This is a genomic window from Flavobacteriales bacterium, from assembly GCA_016700415.1.
GTDB lineage: Bacteria > Bacteroidota > Bacteroidia > Flavobacteriales_F > PHOS-HE28 > PHOS-HE28.
The window spans coordinates 1,201,514-1,224,763 of sequence record CP065018.1 but is presented as its reverse complement, the minus strand read 5'-3'; the positions used below and the strand labels follow the sequence as shown (position 1 = coordinate 1,224,763).

At 58.5% G+C, this 23,250-nt stretch carries 22 protein-coding genes; 13 read left to right on the top strand and 9 right to left on the bottom strand.

What is annotated here, in order from left to right; translation table 11 throughout:
- Window positions 1–418: 418 nt before the first annotated feature.
- The 7 genes from IPP95_05190 to IPP95_05160 all read right to left on the bottom strand — a co-directional run bounded on the left by IPP95_05190 (window position 419) and on the right by IPP95_05160 (window position 8,646).
- Window positions 419–1,363 (bottom strand): glycosyltransferase, encoded by a 945-nt coding sequence (locus IPP95_05190; GenBank protein QQS73617.1) that lies wholly within the window; start codon window positions 1,361–1,363, stop codon window positions 419–421.
- Window positions 1,360–1,968, bottom strand: coding sequence for an acetyltransferase (locus tag IPP95_05185; protein QQS73616.1), 609 nt, complete (start codon window positions 1,966–1,968; stop codon window positions 1,360–1,362). Before IPP95_05185 ends, IPP95_05190 begins: the two co-directional genes overlap by 4 nt.
- A gap of 1 nt (window position 1,969) precedes the next feature.
- On the bottom strand, window positions 1,970–3,073 hold the full coding sequence (locus tag IPP95_05180) for a DegT/DnrJ/EryC1/StrS family aminotransferase (protein QQS74201.1): 1,104 nt from the start codon (window positions 3,071–3,073) through the stop codon (window positions 1,970–1,972).
- 31 nt (window positions 3,074–3,104) lie between these two features.
- Entirely contained in the window at window positions 3,105–3,872 is a 768-nt protein-coding gene (locus tag IPP95_05175; GenBank protein ID QQS73615.1) for a sulfotransferase, read from the bottom strand.
- A 75-nt stretch (window positions 3,873–3,947) separates the two neighbouring features.
- Window positions 3,948–5,192 (bottom strand): ATP-binding cassette domain-containing protein, encoded by a 1,245-nt coding sequence (locus IPP95_05170; GenBank protein QQS74200.1) that lies wholly within the window; start codon window positions 5,190–5,192, stop codon window positions 3,948–3,950.
- Window positions 5,193–5,344: 152 nt separating this feature from the next.
- Window positions 5,345–6,172 carry an ABC transporter permease gene (locus IPP95_05165; GenBank protein QQS73614.1) on the bottom strand — a complete coding sequence of 276 codons (828 nt, stop codon included), beginning with the start codon at window positions 6,170–6,172 and terminating at the stop codon, window positions 5,345–5,347.
- Window positions 6,173–6,228: 56 nt separating this feature from the next.
- Complete coding sequence (locus IPP95_05160) at window positions 6,229–8,646, bottom strand: polysaccharide biosynthesis tyrosine autokinase (protein QQS73613.1); 2,418 nt, start codon at window positions 8,644–8,646, stop codon at window positions 6,229–6,231.
- 224 nt (window positions 8,647–8,870) lie between these two features.
- On the opposite strand from IPP95_05160, the gene IPP95_05155 reads away from it, so the two are divergent.
- From IPP95_05155 to IPP95_05105, 11 genes are all read left to right on the top strand, one after another.
- Entirely contained in the window at window positions 8,871–9,089 is a 219-nt protein-coding gene (locus IPP95_05155) for a hypothetical protein (protein ID QQS73612.1), read from the top strand.
- Between the two features lie 23 nt (window positions 9,090–9,112).
- A complete protein-coding gene (locus IPP95_05150; protein QQS73611.1) occupies window positions 9,113–9,640 on the top strand; it encodes a hypothetical protein in 528 nt (175 codons plus the stop codon).
- Window positions 9,637–10,158, top strand: a complete 522-nt coding sequence (locus tag IPP95_05145; GenBank protein ID QQS73610.1) for a hypothetical protein — start codon at window positions 9,637–9,639, stop codon at window positions 10,156–10,158. Before IPP95_05150 ends, IPP95_05145 begins: the two co-directional genes overlap by 4 nt.
- Window positions 10,159–10,286: 128 nt before the next feature.
- Window positions 10,287–10,436 carry a hypothetical protein gene (locus tag IPP95_05140; protein ID QQS73609.1) on the top strand — a complete coding sequence of 50 codons (150 nt, stop codon included), beginning with the start codon at window positions 10,287–10,289 and terminating at the stop codon, window positions 10,434–10,436.
- 436 nt (window positions 10,437–10,872) lie between these two features.
- The gene (asnB, locus tag IPP95_05135; protein ID QQS73608.1) at window positions 10,873–12,297 is read left to right on the top strand and encodes an asparagine synthase (glutamine-hydrolyzing); all 1,425 of its coding nucleotides are present in this window, start codon (window positions 10,873–10,875) and stop codon (window positions 12,295–12,297) included.
- Window positions 12,298–12,528: 231 nt separating this feature from the next.
- A complete protein-coding gene (locus IPP95_05130) occupies window positions 12,529–12,891 on the top strand; it encodes a DUF559 domain-containing protein (GenBank protein ID QQS73607.1) in 363 nt (120 codons plus the stop codon).
- Window positions 12,892–13,097: 206 nt separating this feature from the next.
- Window positions 13,098–13,460 (top strand): DUF559 domain-containing protein, encoded by a 363-nt coding sequence (locus IPP95_05125; protein ID QQS73606.1) that lies wholly within the window; start codon window positions 13,098–13,100, stop codon window positions 13,458–13,460.
- 304 nt (window positions 13,461–13,764) lie between these two features.
- Window positions 13,765–14,850 carry a UDP-N-acetylglucosamine 2-epimerase (non-hydrolyzing) gene (gene wecB / locus IPP95_05120; GenBank protein QQS73605.1) on the top strand — a complete coding sequence of 362 codons (1,086 nt, stop codon included), beginning with the start codon at window positions 13,765–13,767 and terminating at the stop codon, window positions 14,848–14,850.
- Window positions 14,847–15,965, top strand: coding sequence for a hypothetical protein (locus IPP95_05115; protein ID QQS73604.1), 1,119 nt, complete (start codon window positions 14,847–14,849; stop codon window positions 15,963–15,965). The genes wecB and IPP95_05115 overlap by 4 nt, the downstream gene beginning before the upstream one ends.
- 351 nt (window positions 15,966–16,316) lie before the next feature.
- Window positions 16,317–17,246, top strand: coding sequence for a GDP-mannose 4,6-dehydratase (locus IPP95_05110; GenBank protein QQS73603.1), 930 nt, complete (start codon window positions 16,317–16,319; stop codon window positions 17,244–17,246).
- A 7-nt stretch (window positions 17,247–17,253) separates the two neighbouring features.
- A complete protein-coding gene (locus IPP95_05105; GenBank protein ID QQS73602.1) occupies window positions 17,254–18,405 on the top strand; it encodes a glycosyltransferase family 4 protein in 1,152 nt (383 codons plus the stop codon).
- Here IPP95_05105 and IPP95_05100 read toward each other — a convergent pair.
- Both IPP95_05100 and IPP95_05095 read right to left on the bottom strand, forming a co-directional pair.
- Window positions 18,386–19,675, bottom strand: a complete 1,290-nt coding sequence (locus IPP95_05100) for a glycosyltransferase (protein QQS73601.1) — start codon at window positions 19,673–19,675, stop codon at window positions 18,386–18,388. The genes IPP95_05105 and IPP95_05100 overlap by 20 nt on opposite strands.
- Window positions 19,676–19,693: 18 nt before the next feature.
- Window positions 19,694–20,971: a glycosyltransferase gene (locus tag IPP95_05095; protein ID QQS73600.1), complete on the bottom strand. Its 1,278-nt coding sequence runs from the start codon at window positions 20,969–20,971 to the stop codon at window positions 19,694–19,696.
- 78 nt (window positions 20,972–21,049) lie between these two features.
- Between IPP95_05095 and IPP95_05090 the strand changes: the two genes are divergently transcribed.
- Together IPP95_05090 and IPP95_05085 are read left to right on the top strand one after the other, a co-directional pair.
- Entirely contained in the window at window positions 21,050–22,060 is a 1,011-nt protein-coding gene (locus IPP95_05090) for a GDP-mannose 4,6-dehydratase (protein QQS73599.1), read from the top strand.
- 13 nt (window positions 22,061–22,073) lie between these two features.
- Window positions 22,074–23,111 carry a glycosyltransferase family 4 protein gene (locus IPP95_05085; protein ID QQS73598.1) on the top strand — a complete coding sequence of 346 codons (1,038 nt, stop codon included), beginning with the start codon at window positions 22,074–22,076 and terminating at the stop codon, window positions 23,109–23,111.
- Window positions 23,112–23,250 lie beyond the last annotated feature (139 nt).

The window sequence follows — 23,250 nt, the reverse complement described above, 5'->3', positions numbered from 1 at the left end:
CACAAAATGACCCATGGACAACTCAACCCCAATGCCCAGAACCGTCAACAGTGGTTCTTCGGACTACCCATCAGGCCCAAGGAGGGGTTTATAAATTGAGGAATCATTTGCCTTTATCCTTTGCGAGACGTGCAATGGGCCTCGAAATGATCAGGAGGGAGTGATCGTGCACGTTACGAATCGCTTTAACTTGTTCAGCGGTTTTTCAATCTAAGAGCCAACTAATACTCGCAATGCCGGTCGATTATGCCGGAATGGTCAGAAAAGATGTAATGCTTTGCTCCAAATGGATTCTTCGAGGTACCCAAACGGATGCCGTGGTGCTTTGGGAACTCTAAGACGCCGCACAAGGTGAACTGGCCATGCCCTCTGGTTTGAATCGGTCCAAGAGGCTTTGAGATACTGGATCGATGGGAGGTTATGGTTGAACAGCTTCAAACATGCGTTTCGCTATGAAAAATGGGTTGTGGCTGAACCATGTCGGTACATTGCGACATAAGGAGGCCAGAAATTTAAGTCTGGCCCTTGGTGTGCTCTGTTTAATGATAAAACGCCAGTGGAACAGAAAAAGCTCTCTGCAACGGTCCGCATGCGCATGGTTAAAGTGCCGGTCCAAAAAGAGCCAGAGAAGAATTCGCTGATAGTGGAAGGTGGCGCCGGTATGGGTTTGGCTTCTTGTGATCCCGCCGGGATGTTTGCGGTACGAACTCATGACCCCATCCACCTTGCGAAGTGTTCCAGTTCCAGCGACCAAAGCGAATAACGCCATGTCCAAACTGGCTACTTTCATTGTCCAAGAGGGCAATGCATGCAACAATGGTGATGCTCTGATTACAAACGAAGAGGTATGAAATGGGGCTAGTTCAGACATGACATCCTGGACGCTGAGCTGGTCGGGGAGTTGCGTTCGGAACAAGTGCCCGGTCCGTTCACCGTTCTCCGAGATCAAGCGCGTTTCATGATAGCTGCCCGAACAGGTCGCATCTGATTCCAAGACCGCGACCTGCTTCGCCAGTTTGAACGGATCGGACCAAATATCATCCCCTTCACAAAAGGCGACATAGCGACCTCTGCATTTATCCAATGCCAGTTCCAAATTTCTTGCCATTCCCAGATTCCGCTGTGGAAGCAGCAACCGGATCTGTTCTGGATAACGTTGCTGATATTGCCTGCAAATGGAGGGCGTTCCATCGGGACTCTTATCGTCACTGATCACCAGCTCAAATGCGCCATTGAGTTGTTGGGCCAAAACACCTTCAATGGCCTCCGCGATGAAGGACTCATGGCGATAGGTGATCATGCAAATTGAGGCCAAGATCCGATCCGGATGAAGGATCCGGTCAATGTCCTCTATGTCGCTCATCTTGCGATCTTCCTCGCCGGTATGCCTACGACCAGTGTTTCCGGAGGGACATCACGGTCCACTACTGCGCCGGCTCCTACAATTGCACCATCTCCGATCCGCATTCCTGGAAGGATCGTCGCGCTGGCCCCGATACGCGCCATGGATCCTATCCGGACTCCGCCCAAAATTGAAACGCGTGGTGAGATCTCCGTGAACTCCCCGATCCACGCATCATGATGAATGTGCGCCCCGCTGTTCACGAGGACGCCATTCGCTAATTGCGTATTCGGCCCTATCACAGCCAGGGCCATAATGTTCAATCCGCTGCCCAAACTGTTGGTAAGTGTACTCACCTGAGCACTATGAGACACCAATGTGGCTGGATCATGCCCTGCCTTCTTGAACCTTTCGAACAGGTCCCGACGCAAAGCAGGAGAACCTACAGCAAGTATGAAGTCCTGCTTATCGGCCCAATCCTGAATTCGACCTTTGACCGGTCTTCCCAATAATGTGCGGTCCGGCTCGACCTCATCGAAAAACTCAATATCGTCCAGACTTCCTCCGGCCTTGAGCCACTCATCCACAAGTTCCTTGGCATGGCCACCAGCACCAGCAATGATCATCCTATCCGGATTGAAGTAAAGTTCGGATCATGGAAGCGATCCGTTCGACCTGGTCCGCCCCAAGTCCTGGATAGAGCGGTAGGCAAATGGCACGATCACTCTTGTCCTCGCTGATCGGGCAAGATCTCGTGGTCACGTACGGAAGCAGGTTCAAGGATGGGTAAAAATATCTTCTGACATGGATCCCCTCCGTTGCCAAAACGGACATCAAGTTGGCCAGTTGAGATCGATTTTTCAATAGAACCGGATAATACCCGTAGTTGAAATCCGTATTTTCCGGAATTGTCGGTCGTTCCAAATGATCGCCCAACAAGGCATCGTATTGTTCCGAAAGTTCTCTGCGTTCATGGATCAATTCTTGAACATGAGGAAGCACCGCCATGCCCATCGCGGCATGTACCTCGCTCATTTTTGCGTTGATCCCAAGGCAGCTATGAATGTCATAGGTATGGCCGAAGCTCCGCAAGAGGCTCAGTTTCTCATCTTCGATAGCACTACTCAACACAACAGCCCCGCCCTCCACGGTATGGAAGAGCTTGGTGGCGTGGAAGCTCAGCGTGCTGGCGTCGCCATAACTCAGGATGCTTTTCCCCTTGTACTCCACATCGAAGGCGTGCGCGGCATCGTAGATCACTTTCAGTCCGTGCTTCTTGGCAATGGCGTCGATGGCCACCACATCGCAGGGAATACCATAGACGTGGGTGGCCAGGATCGCTGAGGTATCAGGGGTGATGGCCGCCTCGATCATTTTCGGGTCGATGCAGCACGTCTTCGGGTCAATGTCGACGAAGACCGGTTCGCAACCTTCCCAGAGGATGGCGCTGGTGGTGGCCACATAGCTGAACGGGGTGGTGATCACCTTACCCTTCACCCCCAAGGCCCGGATGGCGAGCTGCAGGGCCAAGGTGCCGTTGGCCATCAAACGTAAATGAGGCACGTCGAAGCGGGCACGCAAGGTTTCCTCCAACTCACGATGGATGGGCCCGTTGTTGGTAAGCACGTGGCTGCTATAGGCTTTGTCCAACCAGTGGAGGTATTCCTCACGTGGCGGCAGGAAGGTGCGGGTAACGTAAATGGACTCCCCGGGTTTCGCGGCTTCTTTCATCGCTCGTGTGGGCATGGGCCGTTCCATGGCGTCAGGCCGGGTTTTCCAAGATTTCCAGATGATAACCGAGTACCTCGTCCAGCTTGGCCAACTCCGGTGCGAACCAACGGTACAGCTCAGCCGCTAGGCCCGGGTCCATGGGGGCCGGATAGGCATGCGTGTTGGGCTTCACCTCCTTCAAGGACACGCTCTTTTCCATGGGGGGGATGCCCACATTCACGCAAACGTCATGCACGAAGGCATCCGGGTCCTTTTTAAGGTCCAGGTACGAACGAACCAACAGTTGCTTGGCCGGGAAATGTTTTTGGTATGCCTCGATCTGCCCAGCATAACAGCCCAAGGCCAAATAGTTGTGGTAGGGGTATGGTGCATAGGGCCGTCCCGCCAGCTCGTCTTCCACGGCTTGGGCAAACGTCCGTGCATCGTACCTCTTGGCATTTTGCGGATGGTCCTTGAACCGATGGTACATGTTCCATGCGGAGTAGGCGCGTTTCACGGGATCACGCAATGTGGCCAGGCAGACCGCATCGGGAAAATGGAATTTGATCCGAGCGGCCGTTTTTTCCCCTTGGAACATGTATCCCGTGGCCTCTACCCCCAATTTTCGCACGCCCACGATCGACTGTGGGGGGAAGTGCGAAAGGTAATGCTTCATTCCCTGCGCATAGTTGCTATCCGAACTGAAAAAGCGGAGTTCCTTGGGGGTGGACGCTCCGATCCGCGGGTGCAGGGCCAGCATTTCGAACAATGCGGTCGTTCCCGCCTTTTGTGACCCGATGATAAAGAGCCCGGGCTTCACGCGAGGGCGTATCCCGACTACTTTTCGGCGAATGCGATGGATCATGTTCATGGGCTTCGGAACGGTAATGCCCGCTCAGGAATGCTGGATTTCCCAAGGGATTTTCAATCTGAACATGCCTTTCCGACGACCGTGCCAGGTACCGGTCCTGGGCGGTTCCACCACGGTGAATGCCACGGCTTGACTTTCCTGAAAGCTTGAGTCCTTATTGCTGATGACACCGATGTTGAGCCGGAATTCACCGGCGTTGAAGAGATGGGGCGGGAAACGACAGGCCACCATTTTACTGCCGGTCCCCTGCAGCATATCGGGGTTGCTTTCCGCAAGGCCGGTGGTAAATACAACGAGGTCGTCACTGTTGACCACCTGGAGGGTTACGTTGATAGGCCCGGGGTCATGTTTGTCCACATGGACCTCAATGTCCACGGCATCCCCCCACTGGAAGATCTCCCCGCCGGATGCGGGACATGCCCTCACATGGCGGAGGTGCGCGACCGTATTTCCCGGGGCCTCGTGCACCGCCCAGGTCCTTTCGGTGGTCACTTGGTTGTAATTGGCCTGGTAGGCAGCCACCACTTCCTCGGTGGGGCCGCTCATGCGCACACGGCCGTGTTCCAGCCAGATCACGCGTTCGCAAAGAGCGCGCATGGCCGTCATGTTATGGCTGACGAAGATGACGGTGCGGCCGCTGGCGGCACTGTCCTTCATTTTGCCCATGCTCTTGCGCTGGAATTCGGCATCGCCCACCGAGAGCACTTCGTCCACGATGAGGATCTCAGGTTCGAGGTGCGCGGCCACGGCGAAGCCCAGGCGAACCCGCATGCCGCTGCTGTAGCGTTTTACCGGGGTATCGATGTGGTGCTGGATACCGCTGAAGGCGATGATCTCGTCCAGCTTGGCGTTCACCTCGGTCTTACGCATGCCGAGGATGGCGCCGTTGAGGTAGATGTTGTCCCGGCCGGTGAGCTCGGGATGGAAGCCGGTGCCCACCTCTAACAGGCTGGAGATCTTGCCTCGCATCTTGATAGTCCCTTCGGTAGGAAGGGTGATCCGTGAGAGCAATTTCAGCATGGTGCTCTTGCCAGCCCCGTTGTGGCCCACGATGCCTACCACTTCGCCGCGACGCACCTCGAAGGAGACGTCCCGTAGCGCCCAGAAATCCTCGCCGATCCGTTGCGGGTCCACCTGCGCCCCGACGGGCACGGTGGGGTCCGGGCGGCCCAGCAGCCTGGCGGTCCAAGCTTTCACGTCGTCGGTGAGCTGCTGACGGTTGATGGTGCCAAGGCGGTAGCGTTTGCCCACGCCCTGCACCTGTACCATCAGGGGTTGTTCGTGTGCGCTCATGTATTCAACTTGCTGGCGGTGAAGATAGGGAGAAGGGGGCCTGGAATTTCTGGTATCGGGTACCGGGTACCGTGCAACGCTGTTGGATGTGTTTCCGCCTTCAAATTTCAAGTTTCAGTTTTCAGCTTTCAAACAACATCAGCAAAGGAACGTTCCGCGCGTTGGAAGAGCGTGATACCGACAACGAGCAGTACCACTGCGCAGATCGCTGAATACCACAGGGTGCTCCAATCCATGGGTGTGCCCAACAAGGCGCCTCGGAAGCCTTCGATCACCGGGGTGATGGGATTGGCCTCCAGCACGGGGCGCACGGGGCTGTCCGGCGCCACCTTGGATAAAGGGAAGATCACCGGGCTCATGTACATCAATAGCTGCACGGCGAACGTGATCAGGAAGCCGAGGTCCTTGTACTTGGTGGTGAGTGCCGCTACGATCAGGCCCGTGCCCAAGGCCAAGCCCATCTCCAGCAGGATCATCACTGGAAGCATCAATAGGGTGAGACCCGGTGCCCAGGCATAGCTGCCCGAGATGCGGTAGCCCGTGGCGAAGATGAAGAACAGGGCGAGCTGCACGAAGAACGTGAAGGCCGTGGAAGCCATGGTGGACAACGGTGGGATCAGGCGCGGGAAGTAGACCTTGGTCATCAGTGCCGAGTTGGCAATGAGCGTGGCGGCGGTCTTGTTGATCACACCCGCGAAAAAGGCCCAGGGCACCACAGCGGACATGTAGAAGAGGAGCGGTGGTATCCCCGGCAGGGACATACGGGCCACCAGCCCGAAGATCACGGCGAACATGATGGAGGTGATCAAGGGTTGCAGGAGCACCCAGATGGGGCCGAGGATGGTCTGCTTGTAGGTGGCGGTAAGGTCGCGCTTCACCATTTCCTTCAACAAGTCCCGGTAGCGCCAGATCTCGCCGAGATTCAGGCGCCACCAAGGCGAGGACGGTGCGATCACGATCCCAATCCCTCAGGTCCGGGGGCTTGCGGCAGGCCGGTCCGTTGGTGGTGTGGTCAGGAGTTCTGATTGTCGCCATCCGTGGACGTTCCGCCTGGGGTTTCCTTCTTGCGCTTGCTGCCGTAGCCGTACCCGTATCCGCCGTAGCCGTAGGCGTAGCGGTAGCCATAACCGTAGTTGGTGTTGTAGTAGTACTTGCTCTTCTTCATCCGTACGCCGTTGAGGATGAAGCCGAAATTCTTCGCCGGGTTCGCCGTATGGATGTCCATGGCATTGCGGATGTGGTCCTTGTTGGCGAAGCGGGTGTTGATCACGAAGAGCGTGGCGTCCACATGGCGCATCATCAGCAGGGCATCGGTGATCAGGCCCACAGGCGGCGTGTCGATCATCACGTAGTCATAGTGCTGGCGGCCGAACTCGAAAAGCTCGGGGAGTTTTTTACTGAGCACCAGCTCGGAGGCGTTCGGCGGCGTGGCCCCGGCGAGGATCACGTCGAAGTTCTCGATCTGCGTGTGTTGCACGCACTCCTCGATGTTGTTCTTGCCCACGAGGATGGTGCTGATGCCGATGTTGCTGGTCATGCCGAGGCCCGTGCCCACCTTGGGCTTGTGCAGGTCCAGCTCCAACAGCAGCACCTTTTTGCCGGCCTTGGCCAAGATGGCGCTCAAGTTCACCGAGCAGAAGGTCTTGCCCTCGTTGGGTCGGTAGCTCGTCACCATCACTGCTCTGCCGGTGTCGGTGGCGGGGAGGTACTCCAAGTTGGTGCGGATGGTGCGGAAGCTCTCGGTGATCGCGGCCTTCGGGTCGCTGTCCACCACCACGTAGTTCTCCTCCGCCTTTTCACTGGCGATCACTTCCCCGAACACCGGTGCGTTCGTGGTACTTCGCAATTGCTCCGCATTGTCGATCCGGTCATAGAACAGCACGCGGACAAAGACCAAGAGGAGGGAGATCAGGCCGCCGCCCACTAAGAAGGTGTACAGTATTTTGGTCTTGTTGGGCCGCACGATGCCGATGGAACGCGCCGCCTCGATCACCTTCGTCTGCGGGATGATACCGGCCCTTGCGATCACCGTGTTCGCCCGTTTCTCCAAGAGAAATTCGTAGAGCTTCTCGTTCACCGCCACCTTTCGTTGGTAGTTCTCAACATCGCGCTGGTTCTGGGGCACGGCCTGGATCAATCCGGTATAGTCATTGATCTGCCTTCCCACATCACCGATCTTCTGCACAATGGCGATCCGGGTGTTCTTCAGATAGATCAACAGGTTGGCACGCGTGAGCTGGATGGTGTTCTTAGCCTCTTCGATCGCCGGGTTCCCCGGTTCCGCGGAATACAGATACCGGTTCACGTCCATCTGCATGTCATAGAGCGATGACAGTGTTTTCCTCAGAAAATCATCACCCTCCAGAATGTAGAAGGATGGCGGCAGCAGCTTGGCATCGCCGATGTTCAGCACGTAATCGTTCAATTGGTCCACGCTCTCCACCATCAGCTCGTACTCGCGCTTTTGGGCATCGAACTTTACCAGTTGATTGAAGTATTGGCTGTTCTCCCTGTTCAGGTCGAGGATATTCTTGCTGCGCAGGAAATTCTGTAGATCGTCCTCGTACTGGTTAAGGATGCCTGAGACCTCGTCCAATTGCTTGTCGATATACCCCAAGGTGTTCTCATTGATGTCGAAGTCCCCTTGGAGCGTGTATTTGATATACTCGTTGCTGAGGGTGTCGAGGAACATCTTCGCCCGCTCGGATATCTCGTCCTCCACGTTCACTTGGAGGATCGTGGTGTAGGGGAGGTTCTCCACGGCCAGTCTGCCGGCGTACTTGGCCACTTGGCGGGACCGCTCGTGCCGAACGAAGCGGTAGTCGCTCGCGGTGTACCGGTCAATGGTGGAGGACTTCAGGTCCACATTGGGGTCCACCCGCAAGGTGAAGTCGCTGTCGGCGATGTCCTTCTTAAAGGGGAAATTCTTGGTCACGATGCCCTGGCCCCCGTCATAGCTGATGGTGAAGTGCCCCGGGTCGACGATGCGCAGGTCGATGGGCTTCTCGTACAGGCTGTTGTTGAGCACCTGCATCTCTACCGAGAAGGGCAGGTTCCCATAGACCTCGGTGGTCTTGAAGCGGCCGATGATGTAATAGGAGACCTCGAAATCCAATCTGTTCAGGGCACGGTCGATCAGGTCATAGCTCGTGAGCACCCGCTTCTGGTTCACGATGTCGCCATAGGCACTGATGTAGCCGATATTCTTGAAGACCTGGTTCTGGTAATCGTAGGACTCCTTGTCCTTCAAGAGGATCTGGGTACTGGCCCCGAAGACATTGGGGATCTTGTATGAATAGAGGTAGGACAGGACCGCGGACAACACCAGCGCCACCGCCACGAAATACCAGTTCTTCGAGAAGATGCGGAGCACGGTCCGCAGGTCATTCACCTCGATGATACCCCCTTTGGGGCCTGGGGCTGCTGCCATGTGTTGATCGCTGGTACCGGCCGTTGCCCGGCAGGGTGCGGGGTGGCGGCTTTTGAAGGGCGGCAAATATAGCCATACAAGGCGCTGCGCCGACCAGTTCCATCCTGATATCCCTCGGTCCGTCGACCGTCCGGGTCAACAAGTACGGAACACTCGTCAGGAGGCAACCTTAAATTGCCGGGATCGTTCTATATTTGGCCTCCTTTTCCGCTTGACGCTCAACTATGAAAGTATCGCTCCGCCTTCTGCTTCTCTGCTTCCTGCTGGTGGCGCCGTTGATCGGTGCATTGATGGCGCAGCCCGGCCCAGGCGGCGGACCTCCCTGCTGGCCGCCCCCCTGCATCCCCATCGATGGAGGGCTTTCCCTGCTGATCGGTGCCGGTGCGCTGCTCGGTACTAAGAAAGCCTTGGACGCCCGAAAGGCCCGCAGGTCAACGATCTGATGCCTCTCGGCGCGCCGTCCCGAATGGCGGCACGTGACCCGCTCTTCCGTTTTTTGATCATTGCCGGTTCGCTCTATGGAGCGTGGTATCTGCTCTATGCCTTCGTCTTCCATCCTTGGGGTGTGCTTGATCATGCGGTGATCGACAACCTGATCACTGTGGCCGGGCTGGTCCTGACCATCTTGGGCTACGACCTGATCCCCGAACCGGTGAATGCTGACCACATCCGCACCATCGGTGTGGAAGGCGGGCACCTCCTGTGGATCGGCGACCCCTGCAACGGCGTGGGCCTCTTTGCGGTCTTCCTCATCTTTCTCATCGCCTACGGCGGACCGTGGCGCCACAAGGTCTGGTTCGGCATCCTCGGCATTCTCTCCATCCACCTCGTGAACGCTTTGCGCGTCGCCGTGCTCTGCATCGTGGTGAGCATCAACTATGAATGGCTCAACTTCAACCATGACTACACCTTCTACGTCATCGTCTATGGCTGGGTGTTCCTCCTTTGGTTTGTTTGGGTGAAGCGTTTCGCCACGGTTGGCCGGAAGCGATGAGCTCGAGCGGTATTTATCCGGGTCGACGGTGGAAGGCCGCCTTGGTGCTGATGGCGGGGATCTTATTTGGGGCATGGCGTGAATTCGCATTCATAAACCTCAATTACCAGATCGACCATATCGCCCACCACACGCCCTTTTCCTATGCACACTCCTTAGTACAAGGTTGGACGCGCGGCATCGGCATGGACGGGCTGCTCGCATTGAAATGGTCTTTGGCCCTTCTTTCCATGGCGGTGATGGCAGGGCTGTGCATTTTGTTGGCGCGTATCCTGATCGGGTCCTGGAGGCACGCACTACCCATATTGGCCGGCTTCACGGGTTTCGCCGTGCTTTCCTTGGCGATGCACGGATTAGCGCGTTGGGCACCGCCCTTCGAACTGGTGTCCGTGCGCCTTTCGCACATGCTCCAATACCCCGTGCTCCTGCTCTTCGTCCTCATCGCCGCAACGTTGCCACGTGATGGCCGAAGGGATGAAAAGGATGCGGGCCAAAGCGGTCCGTCCATCGGGGAGTGATCTGTTGGAGACCAGGACCATGCGGACCCGACCATGGCCCTGTGCCATGAGAAACTTTGGTATTTCCCATCATCTCGGCCCTGACCCATGAGCTTCGGCGGTACTTTCGCGGTCCTACGATCGGACCTGTGAACATCAAAGAGCGACAGCAATTGACTTGGAACGGTGTCCGGACCGTGGACGTCCTCTTTCTCGCAGGTGCGGCGGAGGACCGTTCGATCATGGAGAAGACAACTCCGTATTTCCTTCAAGGCCTGAACAACGCATGTGCGGCATAGCGGGCGCGATCTTGTGGGGGAACGGACCCGATGCGGAACTGGACGGTTTCGATATCGCCCATTTGGCCTATCGGGGACCGGATGCGCTCTGTACCACCCGCTCCGCCGAGATCGCCGACCCTCCGCGCGGTCTCCGCTGGAAGCTCTCCCATGCAAGGCTCTCCATCCTGGACCTGGCTGTTACCGCCAACCAGCCGATGAGCTCGACCGACGGGCGTTATTGGCTCGTGTTCAACGGGGAGATCTACAACCACCGGCCGCTGCGGCAGGAACTGGAGGGTATGGGCTTCACCTTCCGGACGGACCATTCGGACAGCGAGGTGTTGCTGAACGCTTGCATCGCCTGGGGGCCGGAAGCACTTGCCCGGCTCAACGGGATGTTCGCCTTCGTGCTGTTGGACAACCGCACGGGGCGCGCTTGGGGGCGCGGGACCGCATGGGCATCAAACCCCTGTACTACCGCATGGCCGGCGGCACCTTCACCTTCGCCAGTGAGCCCAAGGGCATCCTTGGAAAGCGGACGGTGGACCGCGATGCGTTGCTCCAGTATTTCCGCTTTCTCCAAGTGGAGGGTGCCCGGACGTTCTACGAAAGCATCAACAAACTCCCCGCCGCGCACTTCTTCGAGATCGATGAGCACGGAAGAATGCGCACTGAGCGCTATTGGCATCCGCTGCAAGGGAACCGGGGCCGTGACCTGGTGGACGTGGCCTCCTGTTTCGACCTGCTGAAGGACGCGGTGGACCTGCAGATGGAGGCCGATGTGGAGGTGGGCACCTACCTCTCGGGCGGCCTCGATTCCTCCGTGATCACGGCGCTGGCCTCCCGGGGAAGGCAAGTGAACGCGTTCAGCATCGGCTTCGATGATTCCGTCCCCGGCTATGTCAGCGAACTTCCGTATGCCAAGCTGGTGGCGCAACATGTGGGCGCTCGGCATTTCCCCATCACCATCTCCCCGGCTGAGTATCTGGCCGCGCAGGAAAGGGCGTTCAAAGTGCTGGACGAGCCCATCGCCGATACCGCGTGCGGCCCGTTGCTGCTGCTGTCCGAACTGGCCCGGGCCAACGGTGTTACGGTGTGTTTGAGCGGGGAGGGGTCGGACGAGCTCTTCATCGGTTACCGCCATTGGCATGATGCCTACTTGGTGGACCGCTGGCTCCGCCGGATGCCCAAGGCCGCAGTGCGGGCCTACCTCGCCATCGGGGCGCCCGGCCTTGCCGGCCGTAAACCGGACTGGGTGCGGTGGGCAAGGCGGCGCATGCGGGGCCGTTTCATCCTTTGGGGCGGCACGGACGCGATAGCGAATGACAGCGGAGGCCAGATGTTCAATGCCCGCTTTCTGGCGGAGGCACTGAACCCGTACGCGGCGGTGCAAAGGAATTTGATCCTGCCCGACATGCGCCATGCCGACTTCCTCCAGCGCGTCAGCGCGTTGGACCTGCAGTTCCGCTTGCCGGAAAACCTGCTGGCCCGTGTGGACCGCATGTCCATGGCCGCTTCCTTGGAGGCGCGTGTTCCTTTTCTCGATCATCGGCTGGTGGAAACGGCGATGCGCATACCGGTGGACCAGTTGGTTTCCGCGCAAGGGGAGAAATTGGCATTGAAGAATTTCGCACGCCAGATCCTGCCCAGCTCCATCATTGAGCGAAAGAAGGACGGTTTCACCATCCCGCTGCACGAGATCTTGAACCCGGCGGAGGCCATGCGCCAGAAGGAGCTCATCCTGGGGATGGACGATGACCTGCGTATCTATTCCAATGACTTCCGCACGCGGATCGGGCGCGGCGAGGTTACCGGCAAGGACCTATGGCCGCACTACGCATTGGCCAAGTGGTGGTCCATTCATGTGCAGGCACGATAGGTTATCCTATCCTTTTTTCAAGTGAGGCAAGGGTGGTGCATTCGCTCGCTCGAACCACCCCCAACCCCTCCTTGAAGGAAGGAGGGGAGACGATCCTCATACGACCCTCGATCAGATAGTCTTGGTTTTCCCCTCCTTTTTTCAAGGAGGGGCAGGGGTGGTGCATTCCCTTTGGATAAATATGAAGTTGCTTTGTTGATCGATCCACTTCTGCTCCTTGATTGATGACCCATGCCCGAGAGATACCACAACCGCACCGACCAGAAAGGTGAGCGTCAGGCTCTCAGAGGAATGTTGACCTCCTCCGAGGCCACACTCTGGAAAGCATTGAGCGGTAAACAGCTGGATGGAAGGAAATTCAGAAGGCAGCACGGGATCGGTCCTTTCATCGCTGATCTCTACTGTCCTTCGGAACGTTTGGTGATCGAAGTGGACGGAGCGTCTCACGATAACCCCACTGCATCAGCTAATGATGGATTGCGGGATGAATACATGAATGCCAAGAACATCCGAGTGCTTCGCATTGACAACAAGAGCATCATTGATGATCTTCCTGGGGTTCTCGATCTGATCCGCAGTTGGTTTCAGCCTTAGTTTGATCGGACCTGGATCATTGGTTAGGACCACCCCCGTCCCCTCCTTTTAGGAAGGAGGGGAGACGACCCTCATACGACCCTCGATCAGATAGTCTTGGTTTTCCCCTCCTTTTTTCAAGGAGGGGCAGGGGTGGTGCATTCCCTTTGGATAAATATGAAGTTGCTTTGTTGATCGATCCACTTCTGCTCCTTGATTGATGACCCATGCCCGAGAGATACCACAACCGCACCGACCAGAAAGGTGAGCGTCAGGCTCTCAGAGGAATGTTGACCTCCTCCGAGGCCACACTCTGGAAAGCATTGAGCGGTAAACAGCTGGATGGAAGGAAATTCAGAAGGCAGCACGGGATCGGTCCTTTCATCGCTGATCTCTACTGTCCTTCGGAACGTTTGGTGATCGAAGTGGACGGAGCGTCTCACGATAACCCCACTGCATCAGCTAATGATGGATTGCGGGATGAATACATGAATGCCAAGAACATCCGAGTGCTTCGCATTGACAACAAGAGCATCATTGATGATCTTCCTGGGGTTCTCGATCTGATCCGCAGTAGGTTTCAGCCTTAGTTTGATCGGACCTGGATCATTGGTTAGGACCACCCCCGTCCCTTCCTTTTAGGAAGGAGGGGAGACGATCCTCATACGACCCTCGATCAGATAGTCTTGGTTTTCCCCTCCTTTTTTCAAGTGAGGCAGGGGTGGTGCATTTGTGCCGCTCGAACCACACCCAACCCTTCCTTTTAAAATGGAAGGGAGCCCCGAGCATGGGTCCGGCACGTATCGACCTGAGCCGTTCCGGACCATCCGCTCTACTTTCGCGCCGACCTGACCGGCGCCTTACTCTGGACGGTGCATGGTGAGCAGATCAAAGATGAAGAAGTTGATGGTGGTGGTGGGCACGCGCCCGAATTTCATCAAGGTGACCCGCTTCAAGGCGGTGGCCGCCGAACGCGGCATGGAGGTACAGCTGGTGCATACCGGCCAGCATTATGACGAGAAGATGAGCACCGTCTTCTTTGATCAGTTCGGCCTGCTGCCGGACCACTTTTTGAATACCCCACAAGCCAGCCCGGCCGCCCAGATGGGCCATATCATGATCGCCTTGGAGGCCGCGGCCACAGAGATGCGGCCGGACCTGATGATCGTGCCCGGGGATGTGAACAGCACCCTTGCCGGTGCGCTGGTGGCCAATAAGATGGGCATCCCCTTGGGGCATCTCGAAAGCGGCCTCCGTAGCGGCGACCTCGGCATGCCGGAGGAGATCAACCGCATCCTCACGGACCGCATCACCGACCATTTCTTCGTCACAGAGCAAAGCGGCATCGACCACCTGAAGGCGGAAGGACGACCGGAGGAGAGCATCCATTTCACCGGCAATACCATGATCGACACCTTGGTGGCCTATGACGAACAGGTGCAGGCGGCGCCTGTGCTCCAAGAACTCGGCCTGAAGGATGGAGGCCATGTATTAATGACCATCCATCGCCCCGCCACCGTGGATTCCGCCGAAGGCTTGGCCAAGCTGACCGAGCTGATCGCTTTTGTGGCGAAGGACCGCCCTGTGGTGTTCCCGGTGCATCCGCGCACCACGGCCAAGCTGGAGGCCACCGGCCTGATGCAAGGCCTGAAGGCGCTGAAGCACTTGGTGATGACCGGGCCGATGGACTACTTCAACTTCCAAAAACTGATCGCCACCTGCGCCTTCGTGATCACCGACAGCGGCGGCATCCAAGAGGAGACCACGTATCGCCGTGTGCCTTGCCTCACTCTGCGTCCCAACACCGAAAGGCCCATCACCATCACCATGGGGTCCAACCGCCTCATCGGCTTCGACCTGCCGCTGTTGCAGGCGGCCATCGCCGACATCACCGAAGGCCGCGCCAAAAAAGGGGAGGTGCCGCCCCTGTGGGACGGCCACGCCACCGAACGGGTCTTTGACGTGATCGAAACGCTGTGATCGTCTATCTCACTTATAACGACCAGCCCTCGGGCGTCTACTGGAGCCAGGTGACGGACGTGGTGGCGCACCTGAACACCTTGGGCGGCCCGCGCGTGCGGCTGGTGGCGTTGGTGAGCGTCCGCGATCTGCGCTCCACCCGGCGAAACATCCGGGCGCACTGCCCCGATGCCCTTGTGCTGCCGATGGTACCGCAGATGAAGCGTTGGCGGAACAATGCCTCCATCGTGAATATGGTCTGCCGCCTTTTGCGGCCCACGGGTCTGATGGTGCGCGGTGCCTTGGGCACATGGTTGGCCCTACGTGCGCGGGACAGGGGCCTGGTCAAGAAAGTCTGCTTCGATGCCCGCGGTGCGTACGCTGCCGAATGGGAGGAATACCGCATCATCGACGACGACGCGCTGATCGCCCAGTTCCGGCCCGTGGAAAATGAAGCAGTGGCCCAAAGCGATTTCCGCTTGGCCGTGAGCCAGGCGCTGGTTGACCACTGGCGGGAACGTTATGGGTACGCAGGGAATGATCATGTGGTGATCCCCTGCACCTTGGGCGAGGACCATTTGGAAGTGGTCGCAGAAAAGCCCACAGAACGGAACGGGGAGGACGTAGTGCTCGTCTACTCGGGGTCAACGGCCGGATGGCAATCGTTCGAATTGTTGGAGAACTTGATGAAGGAAGCCCTGATCGCACAACCACAGGTGAAGGTCTTGTTCCTGAGCCGCCCTGACCCGCGCATCGATGCCTTGGGCCAAGCCTTCCCCGGCAGGGTGGACCGCCAATGGGTGAGGCCGGCGGAAGTGGCGGCGATCCTCGCCGAATGCGACCATGGCATACTGGTGCGCGAGAACAGCATCACCAACCGCGTGGCATCGCCCACGAAATTTGCCGAATACCTCCGTGCCGGCCTGAAGGTGGTGGCCCCGGAACACCTCGGGGACGTCTCCGCCCGGGTGGAACGTGAGGACCTCGGATGCGTCTGGCGACCGGGGCTGCCGTTGGCCCCGTTCAAACGGGTAAGCCCGGAGGACCGCCGTCGTCTGGAGCAACTGGCATTGACAACGCTGACGAAGAGCGCGTTCGATGGCGAGTACCGCCGAGTGTTGGAGGCGCTGCGGTAAGTTCGAAGACGTTGCGGCACAGGACTATCGCCTCTGGTTTTATTCGTCCTTCACTGGCGTCCGGGAAAACCATAGCCACGTTCTGTTGCGACCCCGGCTCAAAAGGCCGGGGTGACAACTATAGGGGAAGTTGCTGCTTGGGAAGCTGCGCCCAGCGCGGCTTTCCAAGCAGCAACTTCAAGAGCGAATGTCATTCCGGGCCTTGACCCGGTATCGCAAAAGAACGGACAGGGGTTATCCATTGAATCAAGGCCCTATTCTCTCGGATATCCGTAAGGGATCCGGTGGCCAACCTTTTCCTGAAGGCTGCGCTTTTTATCCCTGTCCGCCAAAGGGCTAATTTCGCGGCCCATGGCCAGAAAAACATTGATCACCGGTGGTGCGGGTTTCATCGGGTCCGCATTGAGCAAGCATTTACAAGGGGCGGGCGATGAAATTTCCGTGGTGGACGACCTCTCCTTCGGGCGGCGTGAGCTGGCCGGGGTGCCGGACGAGCGCTTCTTCAAGGCGGATATCCGCGATGGGGCGGCGATGCGCCGGATCCTGGCCGAAGTGCGCCCCCAACGCGTGCTCCATCTGGCTGCCGTCCACTTCATTCCCTATTGCAATCAGCACCCTGCGGAAGCCGCCGACATCAACATCAACGGGACCGTGCAGGTGCTCGATGCCGTGGAGACCTGTTCGGACGTGGAGCAGGTGTTCGTGGCAAGTACCGCAGCCGTATACCCCATCGCCGATGGCGCCATGGCGGAGGACCATCCGCTGGGGCCGATGGACATCTACGGGACAACCAAACTGGCCACGGAGAAGATCGCTCGGGAATTCCACTACCGGGTAGGCGTCCCCTTGGTCATCGGACGCTTTTTCAATGCCTTTGGGCCGAACGAGACCAACCCGCACCTCTTCCCGGAGATCCAGCGTCAAGTGCTGGAGGGTGCGCGAGCGCTGCGCTTAGGCAACCTCGACCCCAAGCGGGACTACATCCACACGGAGGATATGAGCCGTGCCATCGAGGCCCTGCTGGACCGCGCGCCGAAAGGTTGCGGCGTCTACAACATCGGGCGTGGCATCGAATACAGCGTGCGCGAAGTGGTGCAGGCCTTTGAACGGCAGCTCGGCGAAACACTTTCCATCGAGGTGGACCCGGCAAGGGTGCGGCATGTGGAACGCATGCACCTGTTGGCCGACGTGGCCAAATTGAAGCAAGCCACCGGCTGGGAGCCCCGCTGGGGCATCGATGAGGGCGTGGCCACCCTGCTGAAGGAGAACGTCGCCACTTGATCCACGGATGAAGGTCGCGATCGCCACGGACGGCGTATTCCCCGAGGCCATGGGCGGCATGCAGCGCCATTCGCGGCTGTTGGCGGAGCACCTTGCACGCACCGGGGAGGTCGAGCTCACGGTGCTGCACCCGCATCCCGTGGGCTTATTCAGCGCTGATCTTGGCATTCGCGAGGTCCATGTGCCGCCCATGGACACGGAAAAGTTCTACCTGCGGGAGCTTTGGCGGTACAGCAAGCGGATGGGTGAAGCGTTGGAAGCAGTAGTTCCGGACGTGGTGCTGTCGCAAGGATTTTGTGTCTGGCAGGGCATTGGCCGGTTCAGTGAAAAGCTGATCACGCATCCGCACGGGCTGGAGATGTTCCAAGGCCTTACCCGCAAGGAACGTGCATTGGGCGCACCCTTCCGGATGGCATTGCGTCATATCGTGCGTCGAAGCCATGCCGTGGTCTCCTTGGGCGGAAAGCTCACAGGGATCTTGGAAGGTGTTGCCCGCGGTTCCGCATGTAAGGTGGTGGTGATCCCCAATGCGGTGGACGTGCCAGAGGAAGAGGGCGCGTTGGGAAGTGCGCACGATAAGTCCAACAACGCCACGGACCATGTTCCCGGGCCACTTGTTCTGCTCTTTGTGGGGCGCTTCGCCTTCAACAAGGGCATCGACGTGCTATTGGAAGTGGCCAAAAGGCTGGTCGCCGAAGGAAAGGGGAATGAGGTCCGCTTCGACCTGGCCGGTACGGGTCCTTTGTATCAGGGGATCAAGGCGGAAGGGGTCCCACCGAACGTCAGCTTGCTGGGCCGTGTGGACGATGCCGAACTGGTCTCCCTCTATTCCACTTGCGACGCATTTGTCCTGCCCACCCGTTTCGAGGGCATGCCAACGGTGGTGCTGGAGGCCATGGCCCAGGCGAAGCCCGTCTTCGTAAGCGATGTGGGCGCCACGGCCGAGCAGGTGGACCGGCTCAACGGCTACCTGTTGCCCCCGGGCGATGTCGAAGCGCTCCATCAGGCCATTCGGTCCTTTTGTGCACTATCCCCGGAAAGCCGCGGCAAGATGGGTCGTCAGAGCTTCGACCGGGTGGGGGAGTTGTTCAGTTGGCCCGCTGCGACCATGCAATTCCTGCGCTTGTTCCGCGAAGTGGTCAGGCTAACACCTCGCTGATCAGCTTGTCCGTGATCGTGGCCAGCAGGTGTTCGCTATGATCGGCGTTCCGATCGATCTCGATCGTGCGTTCACCGCTGATGATGCGCGGCAGCTCGGTCACGAGTTCCTCCACGCGCAGTGAATCGCCGAGCTTGCGCCCCACGATGGTGCGGCTGACCACGCCGGGCTCGCCGATGTGCAGGATGGGCCGCCGCAGATGGAAGATCTCATTGAACTTTGTCACCATGATGTCTTTCTTGTTCCCGGGAAGAAAAGCGAGCACGAGATCAGATCCCGCGATGCGTTCCAGGATCTCCTTCGGAGGTAAAGGGCTGTGGAAGTGGATCTGCTTTTCCAAGCCATGGTCTTTGGCCAGTTGCTCATACGGCCTGGTCCCATCCCCGGTGATGAACAGATCGAACCGGCATTTAGCGAAAACGGCCGGGTGCTTTTCCCGCAGCGCTTTGAAGGCTTCCATCAGGGCTTGGAGATAGCGTTCCGCCTCCATGCTGCTGTAGAGGCTGCCCGCATAGATCATCTTGAACATCCCGTCATCCACAGGTGATGGTGCCACATGAAGGTCGTCAGGGTCCACGGCGTGGGGGATGGTCGCATACTGTTCAGGGGCACCACCATACGTTGAACGAAGGTGCTCCGTGATGGAGGAGGTGGACGCGATGAGCTTGTCAAAAGTTCTGGCCACCATGGCTTCCCGGTCCTGCTCATGACGCATTCGCTCGGGGGCCAGCGTACCGAAGCCATAGTCGGTCCCCCAAGTCCACGGGTCCCTGAAGTCAGCCACCAGGTGCAGTTCCGGGAACGGCGTTTTCAGTTCCGCAGCGAAGGCCATCAGGCTGAAAGGCGCGCCGGTGACGATCACGGTACGGATGTCGTGTCCGCGTATCAACCGACGGCTTTCCGCCAAGAGCCGACGTCTCCAGAATACGCCGGGGTCGTAGATGTTGCCCCGCACCAGGAAAGGAAGTAGGTTCGACCAGACCCGGTACATCACTTTTTCCACTACGGAAGTGAGCGGTCGCTTGGTCATTACGGCGGGGTAGGCGTGGGGCAACGGATGGTGGACGATCCCCTCGTGCCGGGTATCCTCGCTCCAAAGCGAATCCATGCGGCCTTTGCTGCCCGCACTGCGGATCACGTGCACCGTGTACCCGCGCCGTGCAAGCTCTTTGGCGAATTTGGCCCAGCGTCGGCCACCGATCCCCCGCACAGGGGGAAAGCCATGGCAGATCAGCAGTATCGGTCCGTATTGCGACATGGTGCGGCTCAAGGTTCGGCGAAGATCTACTTATACCAGCACCTCTTCCACCAACTGGTCGGTGAGGTTCGCCAGCAAGTTCCCACCGTGGTCCGCGTTCAGGTCGATCTCGATCGCGCGTTCCCCACTGATGATCTTCGGTAATTCGCTCACCAATTCATCGAGGCGTAGCGAATCCCCCATCCGCCGGTCCGTGATCGTCCTGCTCACCAAGCCCGGGTCCCCGATATGAAGAATGGGGCAGCCCAAGTAAAAGATCTCCGCGAATTTCGTGACCATCGTGTTCTTCTTGTCCCGGGGCAGGAAGGCCATCTCGATATCGGAGGCCGCAATCCGCTTCATGATCTCCTTGGGAGGCAAGGGTGCATGGAAGCGCACCGTCCCCTCCAGTCCTTTATCCTTCACCTGTTGCTCCAAGGCCTGGGTTCCATGGTCGGTGATGTACAGATCGAACCGGCATTTGGCGAACCGTTCCGGCTTGGCCTCCTTCAGTGACGCAAAGGCTTCGAGCAGCAGCGCGAAATAGTGCTGGGCCTCTTTTGTGCCGTACATGCTGCCCGCATAGATCATTTTGAACTGACCGTCCCGGACCTTTGTCGCGGGCCTCTCCAGATCCTCTGGGTCGATGGCATGGGCCAGTACGCCTAGGCGTTCCGCTGGAACCCCATGTGCTTGCCGCAAATGATCGATGACGGCGGGATGCGGTGAAATGAGCCTATCACTGACCCTGGCCACCAAGGCTTCCAAGTGCTGCTCATGTCGCAGGCGCTTGGCCCCGATGGTCTGATAGCCGTAGTAGTTGCCCCACGTCCACATGTCGCGGAAATCGGAGACCAGATGGATGCCCGGGAAACGTTCCTTCAGTTCCGTGGCGTAGGCCATCAGGCTGAACGGGGCACCGGTGACGATCACATTGCGGATGCCGTGCTCGCTGATGAGCTCGCCGGCGACGTCCAGCAAGGGCTTCCTCCAGAACAGCCCCCGGTCATACCAGTTGCCTTTGGTACAGAGGGGCAGTATGCGCTTCCACAACCCATAGCCCAACTTATCCCACAACGTTGTGGCCGGCCACCGGGTCATTGCGCCGGGATAGCGGTCGGGCAGCGGATGGGCGATAATATTGGGGTTCTTGACGTCATTCGTCCACAGCGAGGTCCGAACCCTGGCCGTTGTGGAATTGCGGATCACATGCACCGTATAACCCCTGTGCGCCAGCTCCTTGGCAAATTTTGCCCACCTGCGTCCCCCGATCCCGGAATTCGGAGGAAACGAATGGCAGATGATCAGGATCGGCTCTCCGGGGCGCATTTGTTCGCGAAGGTAGATGAGTGTAGAGGAAGTATGCACTACATGTTTTGGTTAGCTTGGCGGCCCGTATAAAGAGAGATGTCAAAACACGCGATCATCACCGGGGGGGCCGGTTTTATCGGCAGCCATCTGGTGGACAGACTGCTGGATGAAGGAGGCTGGAAGGTGACCGTGGTGGACAATTTTCATCCCTTCTACCCGCGTGCCGTCAAGGAGGCCAACGTACTTGCTCACCGCTCCCACCCGTCCTACACGCTTCTGGAGGGGGATATCGTGGATGAGGAGACGTTGGACAAGGCATTCGCAATGGCCTCCGGTGCGGATACGACCGTGGTGCATCTGGCGGCCTTGGCCGGGGTCCGCCCCAGTATCGCCGATCCACTGGCCTATCATCGTGTCAACGTCACCGGAACGTTGAAACTGCTCGAGAAGGCGCGTTCCAACAAGGTGGCCCATTTCGTGCTCGCCAGCAGCAGCAGTGTTTATGGGGAAGATCCCCATGTCCCCTGGAAGGAATCCTTGACCGGTCTGGCACCGATCAGTCCGTACGCCGCCACGAAATTGGCCGCGGAGCAGTACACGCGGATGTACGCCCATCTTCATGGGCTGAATACCACGGCGCTGCGGTTTTTCACCGTTTACGGGCCGCGCCAACGCCCCGACCTCGCCATCCATGCGTTCTTCAAGAAGGTGATCGAAGGCACGCCCATCCAGCAGTTCGGGGATGGCTCCACACGTAGGGACTACACTTTCGTGGACGATATCATCAGCGGGGTGCGCGGTGCCATGGACAGGTCCCTCCGGACGGAGGACGGTAGGGGCGCGTTCGAGATCTTCAACCTGGGCAATTCGGCCACCGTTCCCCTGCGCGACTTGATCGCCGCGATCGAGAAGGAGGCCGGACGGAAAGCCATTATCGAGGTCCGGCCCGAACAGCCCGGCGATGTGCCACAGACCTTTGCAAGCGTGGAAAAGGCCAAGGAGCACCTCGGCTATGTGCCCGTCACCGGTATCACACAAGGCCTCAGGCATTTCCACCGGTGGTACGATGAAATGGCGGCTGCCCGCAGCACCGTGAACAAACCGTAGATCGGAGGCATTCATGCGTACCATCGGGATCAGCCATAAGACACGGTACTGGCAGCATTACTGCTTCTCCAACCCGCCTGCTGGCTATCGCTATGAGCGGAAGCTTGATATTCCCTGGCACATGATGGGGGTCAAAGCGGAATTTCTGGCAAACACCAAGTTCTTCATGCCCTTTTCCCGCGCTGATCTGCTTCACACGTACAATGGCGTGGTCGCGAACCCCAGGCCCTGGGTGATCGAAGTGGAGGATTACATGCCGCGGTATGAGACCATGAGCCCGCGGAACCCCTTGTACAAATGGGCGCTGCGGCGGCTGGAGGGGAACGATTGCAAGGCCATGATCTTCACAAGCCGGAACGCCATGCGCCGCAATAAGGAGCACTTGCTCGCGGCGGGCGTGGACATCGGCAAGATGTCCGTGGTCTACCGAGCAGTGGAGCAGTACGCCCCCAAGCCGCGCGATGAACGTTTTTTCACCATTGTTTTTGCGGGCAATGGCTTTTACAGGAAAGGCGGCGTGGAGTTGTTGAAAGCGTTTAAGAGCTTGGGAAGGCCGGAAGCACGGCTCGTCATCATCAGCACCCTGGAGGTCGATTGGGGCGTCTTCCCCGAGCAGGAGTTGATCGCATGGGCCGAACGCACCATAGCTGAAGATCCCCGGATCACCCTGCACGCGAAGCTCCCCCACGATCAGCTTATCGACCAAATGCGCTCCGCGGACCTTTTCGTCAGTACCACGTTCCTGGACCCGTTCAACAATACAGTGCTGGAGGCCATGGGCACCGGTCTGCCGGTGATCTGTTCGGACGCCGGGGCCATACCGGAAGTGGCACGGGACGGTGTGAACGGTTGGGTGCTGCCCGTGACCGGAAGGAACAGCGATGACATCGCGGAGGAGACCGGCGCGCGCATCTTGCAGTTGATGGATGATCCGGCGCTGCGCGGGAGGATGGGGAATGCCAACGGTGCCATCATTGCGGAGCGCTTCACCTTGGAAGTGCGGAATGCGGCCCTGATCAAGTTGTATGACAAGGCGTTGGGTGGCCGCTAAGCAGGACTGCGATAGGCAGCGGTCATCACCATTGCGGTCAGACTTGATGTTCCGGGTTGTTCAATGGGCGGGGCCCCGACCGCTGAATGCCCTGCTCGCGGGGCCTGCTACATGGGCCACCGGTTACATTTACCGCCCC

Bases quoted from the DNA above. Each gene is read 5' to 3' on its own strand.
- IPP95_05090 (QQS73599.1), top strand. From the start codon at position 21,050: ATGTCAAAACACGCGATCATCACCGGGGGGGCCGGTTTTATCGGCAGC.
- IPP95_05125 (QQS73606.1), top strand. From the start codon at position 13,098: ATGCCCGAGAGATACCACAACCGCACCGACCAGAAAGGTGAGCGTCAG.
- IPP95_05150 (QQS73611.1), top strand. From the start codon at position 9,113: ATGGCGGCACGTGACCCGCTCTTCCGTTTTTTGATCATTGCCGGTTCG.
- IPP95_05155 (QQS73612.1), top strand. From the start codon at position 8,871: ATGAAAGTATCGCTCCGCCTTCTGCTTCTCTGCTTCCTGCTGGTGGCG.
- asnB (QQS73608.1), top strand. From the start codon at position 10,873: ATGGGCATCAAACCCCTGTACTACCGCATGGCCGGCGGCACCTTCACC.
- IPP95_05085 (QQS73598.1), top strand. From the start codon at position 22,074: ATGCGTACCATCGGGATCAGCCATAAGACACGGTACTGGCAGCATTAC.
- IPP95_05160 (QQS73613.1), bottom strand. From the start codon at position 8,646: ATGGCAGCAGCCCCAGGCCCCAAAGGGGGTATCATCGAGGTGAATGAC.
- IPP95_05145 (QQS73610.1), top strand. From the start codon at position 9,637: ATGAGCTCGAGCGGTATTTATCCGGGTCGACGGTGGAAGGCCGCCTTG.
- IPP95_05170 (QQS74200.1), bottom strand. From the start codon at position 5,192: ATGGTACAGGTGCAGGGCGTGGGCAAACGCTACCGCCTTGGCACCATC.
- IPP95_05110 (QQS73603.1), top strand. From the start codon at position 16,317: ATGGCCAGAAAAACATTGATCACCGGTGGTGCGGGTTTCATCGGGTCC.
- IPP95_05185 (QQS73616.1), bottom strand. From the start codon at position 1,968: ATGATCATTGCTGGTGCTGGTGGCCATGCCAAGGAACTTGTGGATGAG.
- IPP95_05095 (QQS73600.1), bottom strand. From the start codon at position 20,971: ATGCGCCCCGGAGAGCCGATCCTGATCATCTGCCATTCGTTTCCTCCG.
- IPP95_05190 (QQS73617.1), bottom strand. From the start codon at position 1,363: ATGAGCGACATAGAGGACATTGACCGGATCCTTCATCCGGATCGGATC.
- IPP95_05105 (QQS73602.1), top strand. From the start codon at position 17,254: ATGAAGGTCGCGATCGCCACGGACGGCGTATTCCCCGAGGCCATGGGC.
- IPP95_05130 (QQS73607.1), top strand. From the start codon at position 12,529: ATGCCCGAGAGATACCACAACCGCACCGACCAGAAAGGTGAGCGTCAG.
- wecB (QQS73605.1), top strand. From the start codon at position 13,765: ATGAAGAAGTTGATGGTGGTGGTGGGCACGCGCCCGAATTTCATCAAG.
- IPP95_05180 (QQS74201.1), bottom strand. From the start codon at position 3,073: ATGAAAGAAGCCGCGAAACCCGGGGAGTCCATTTACGTTACCCGCACC.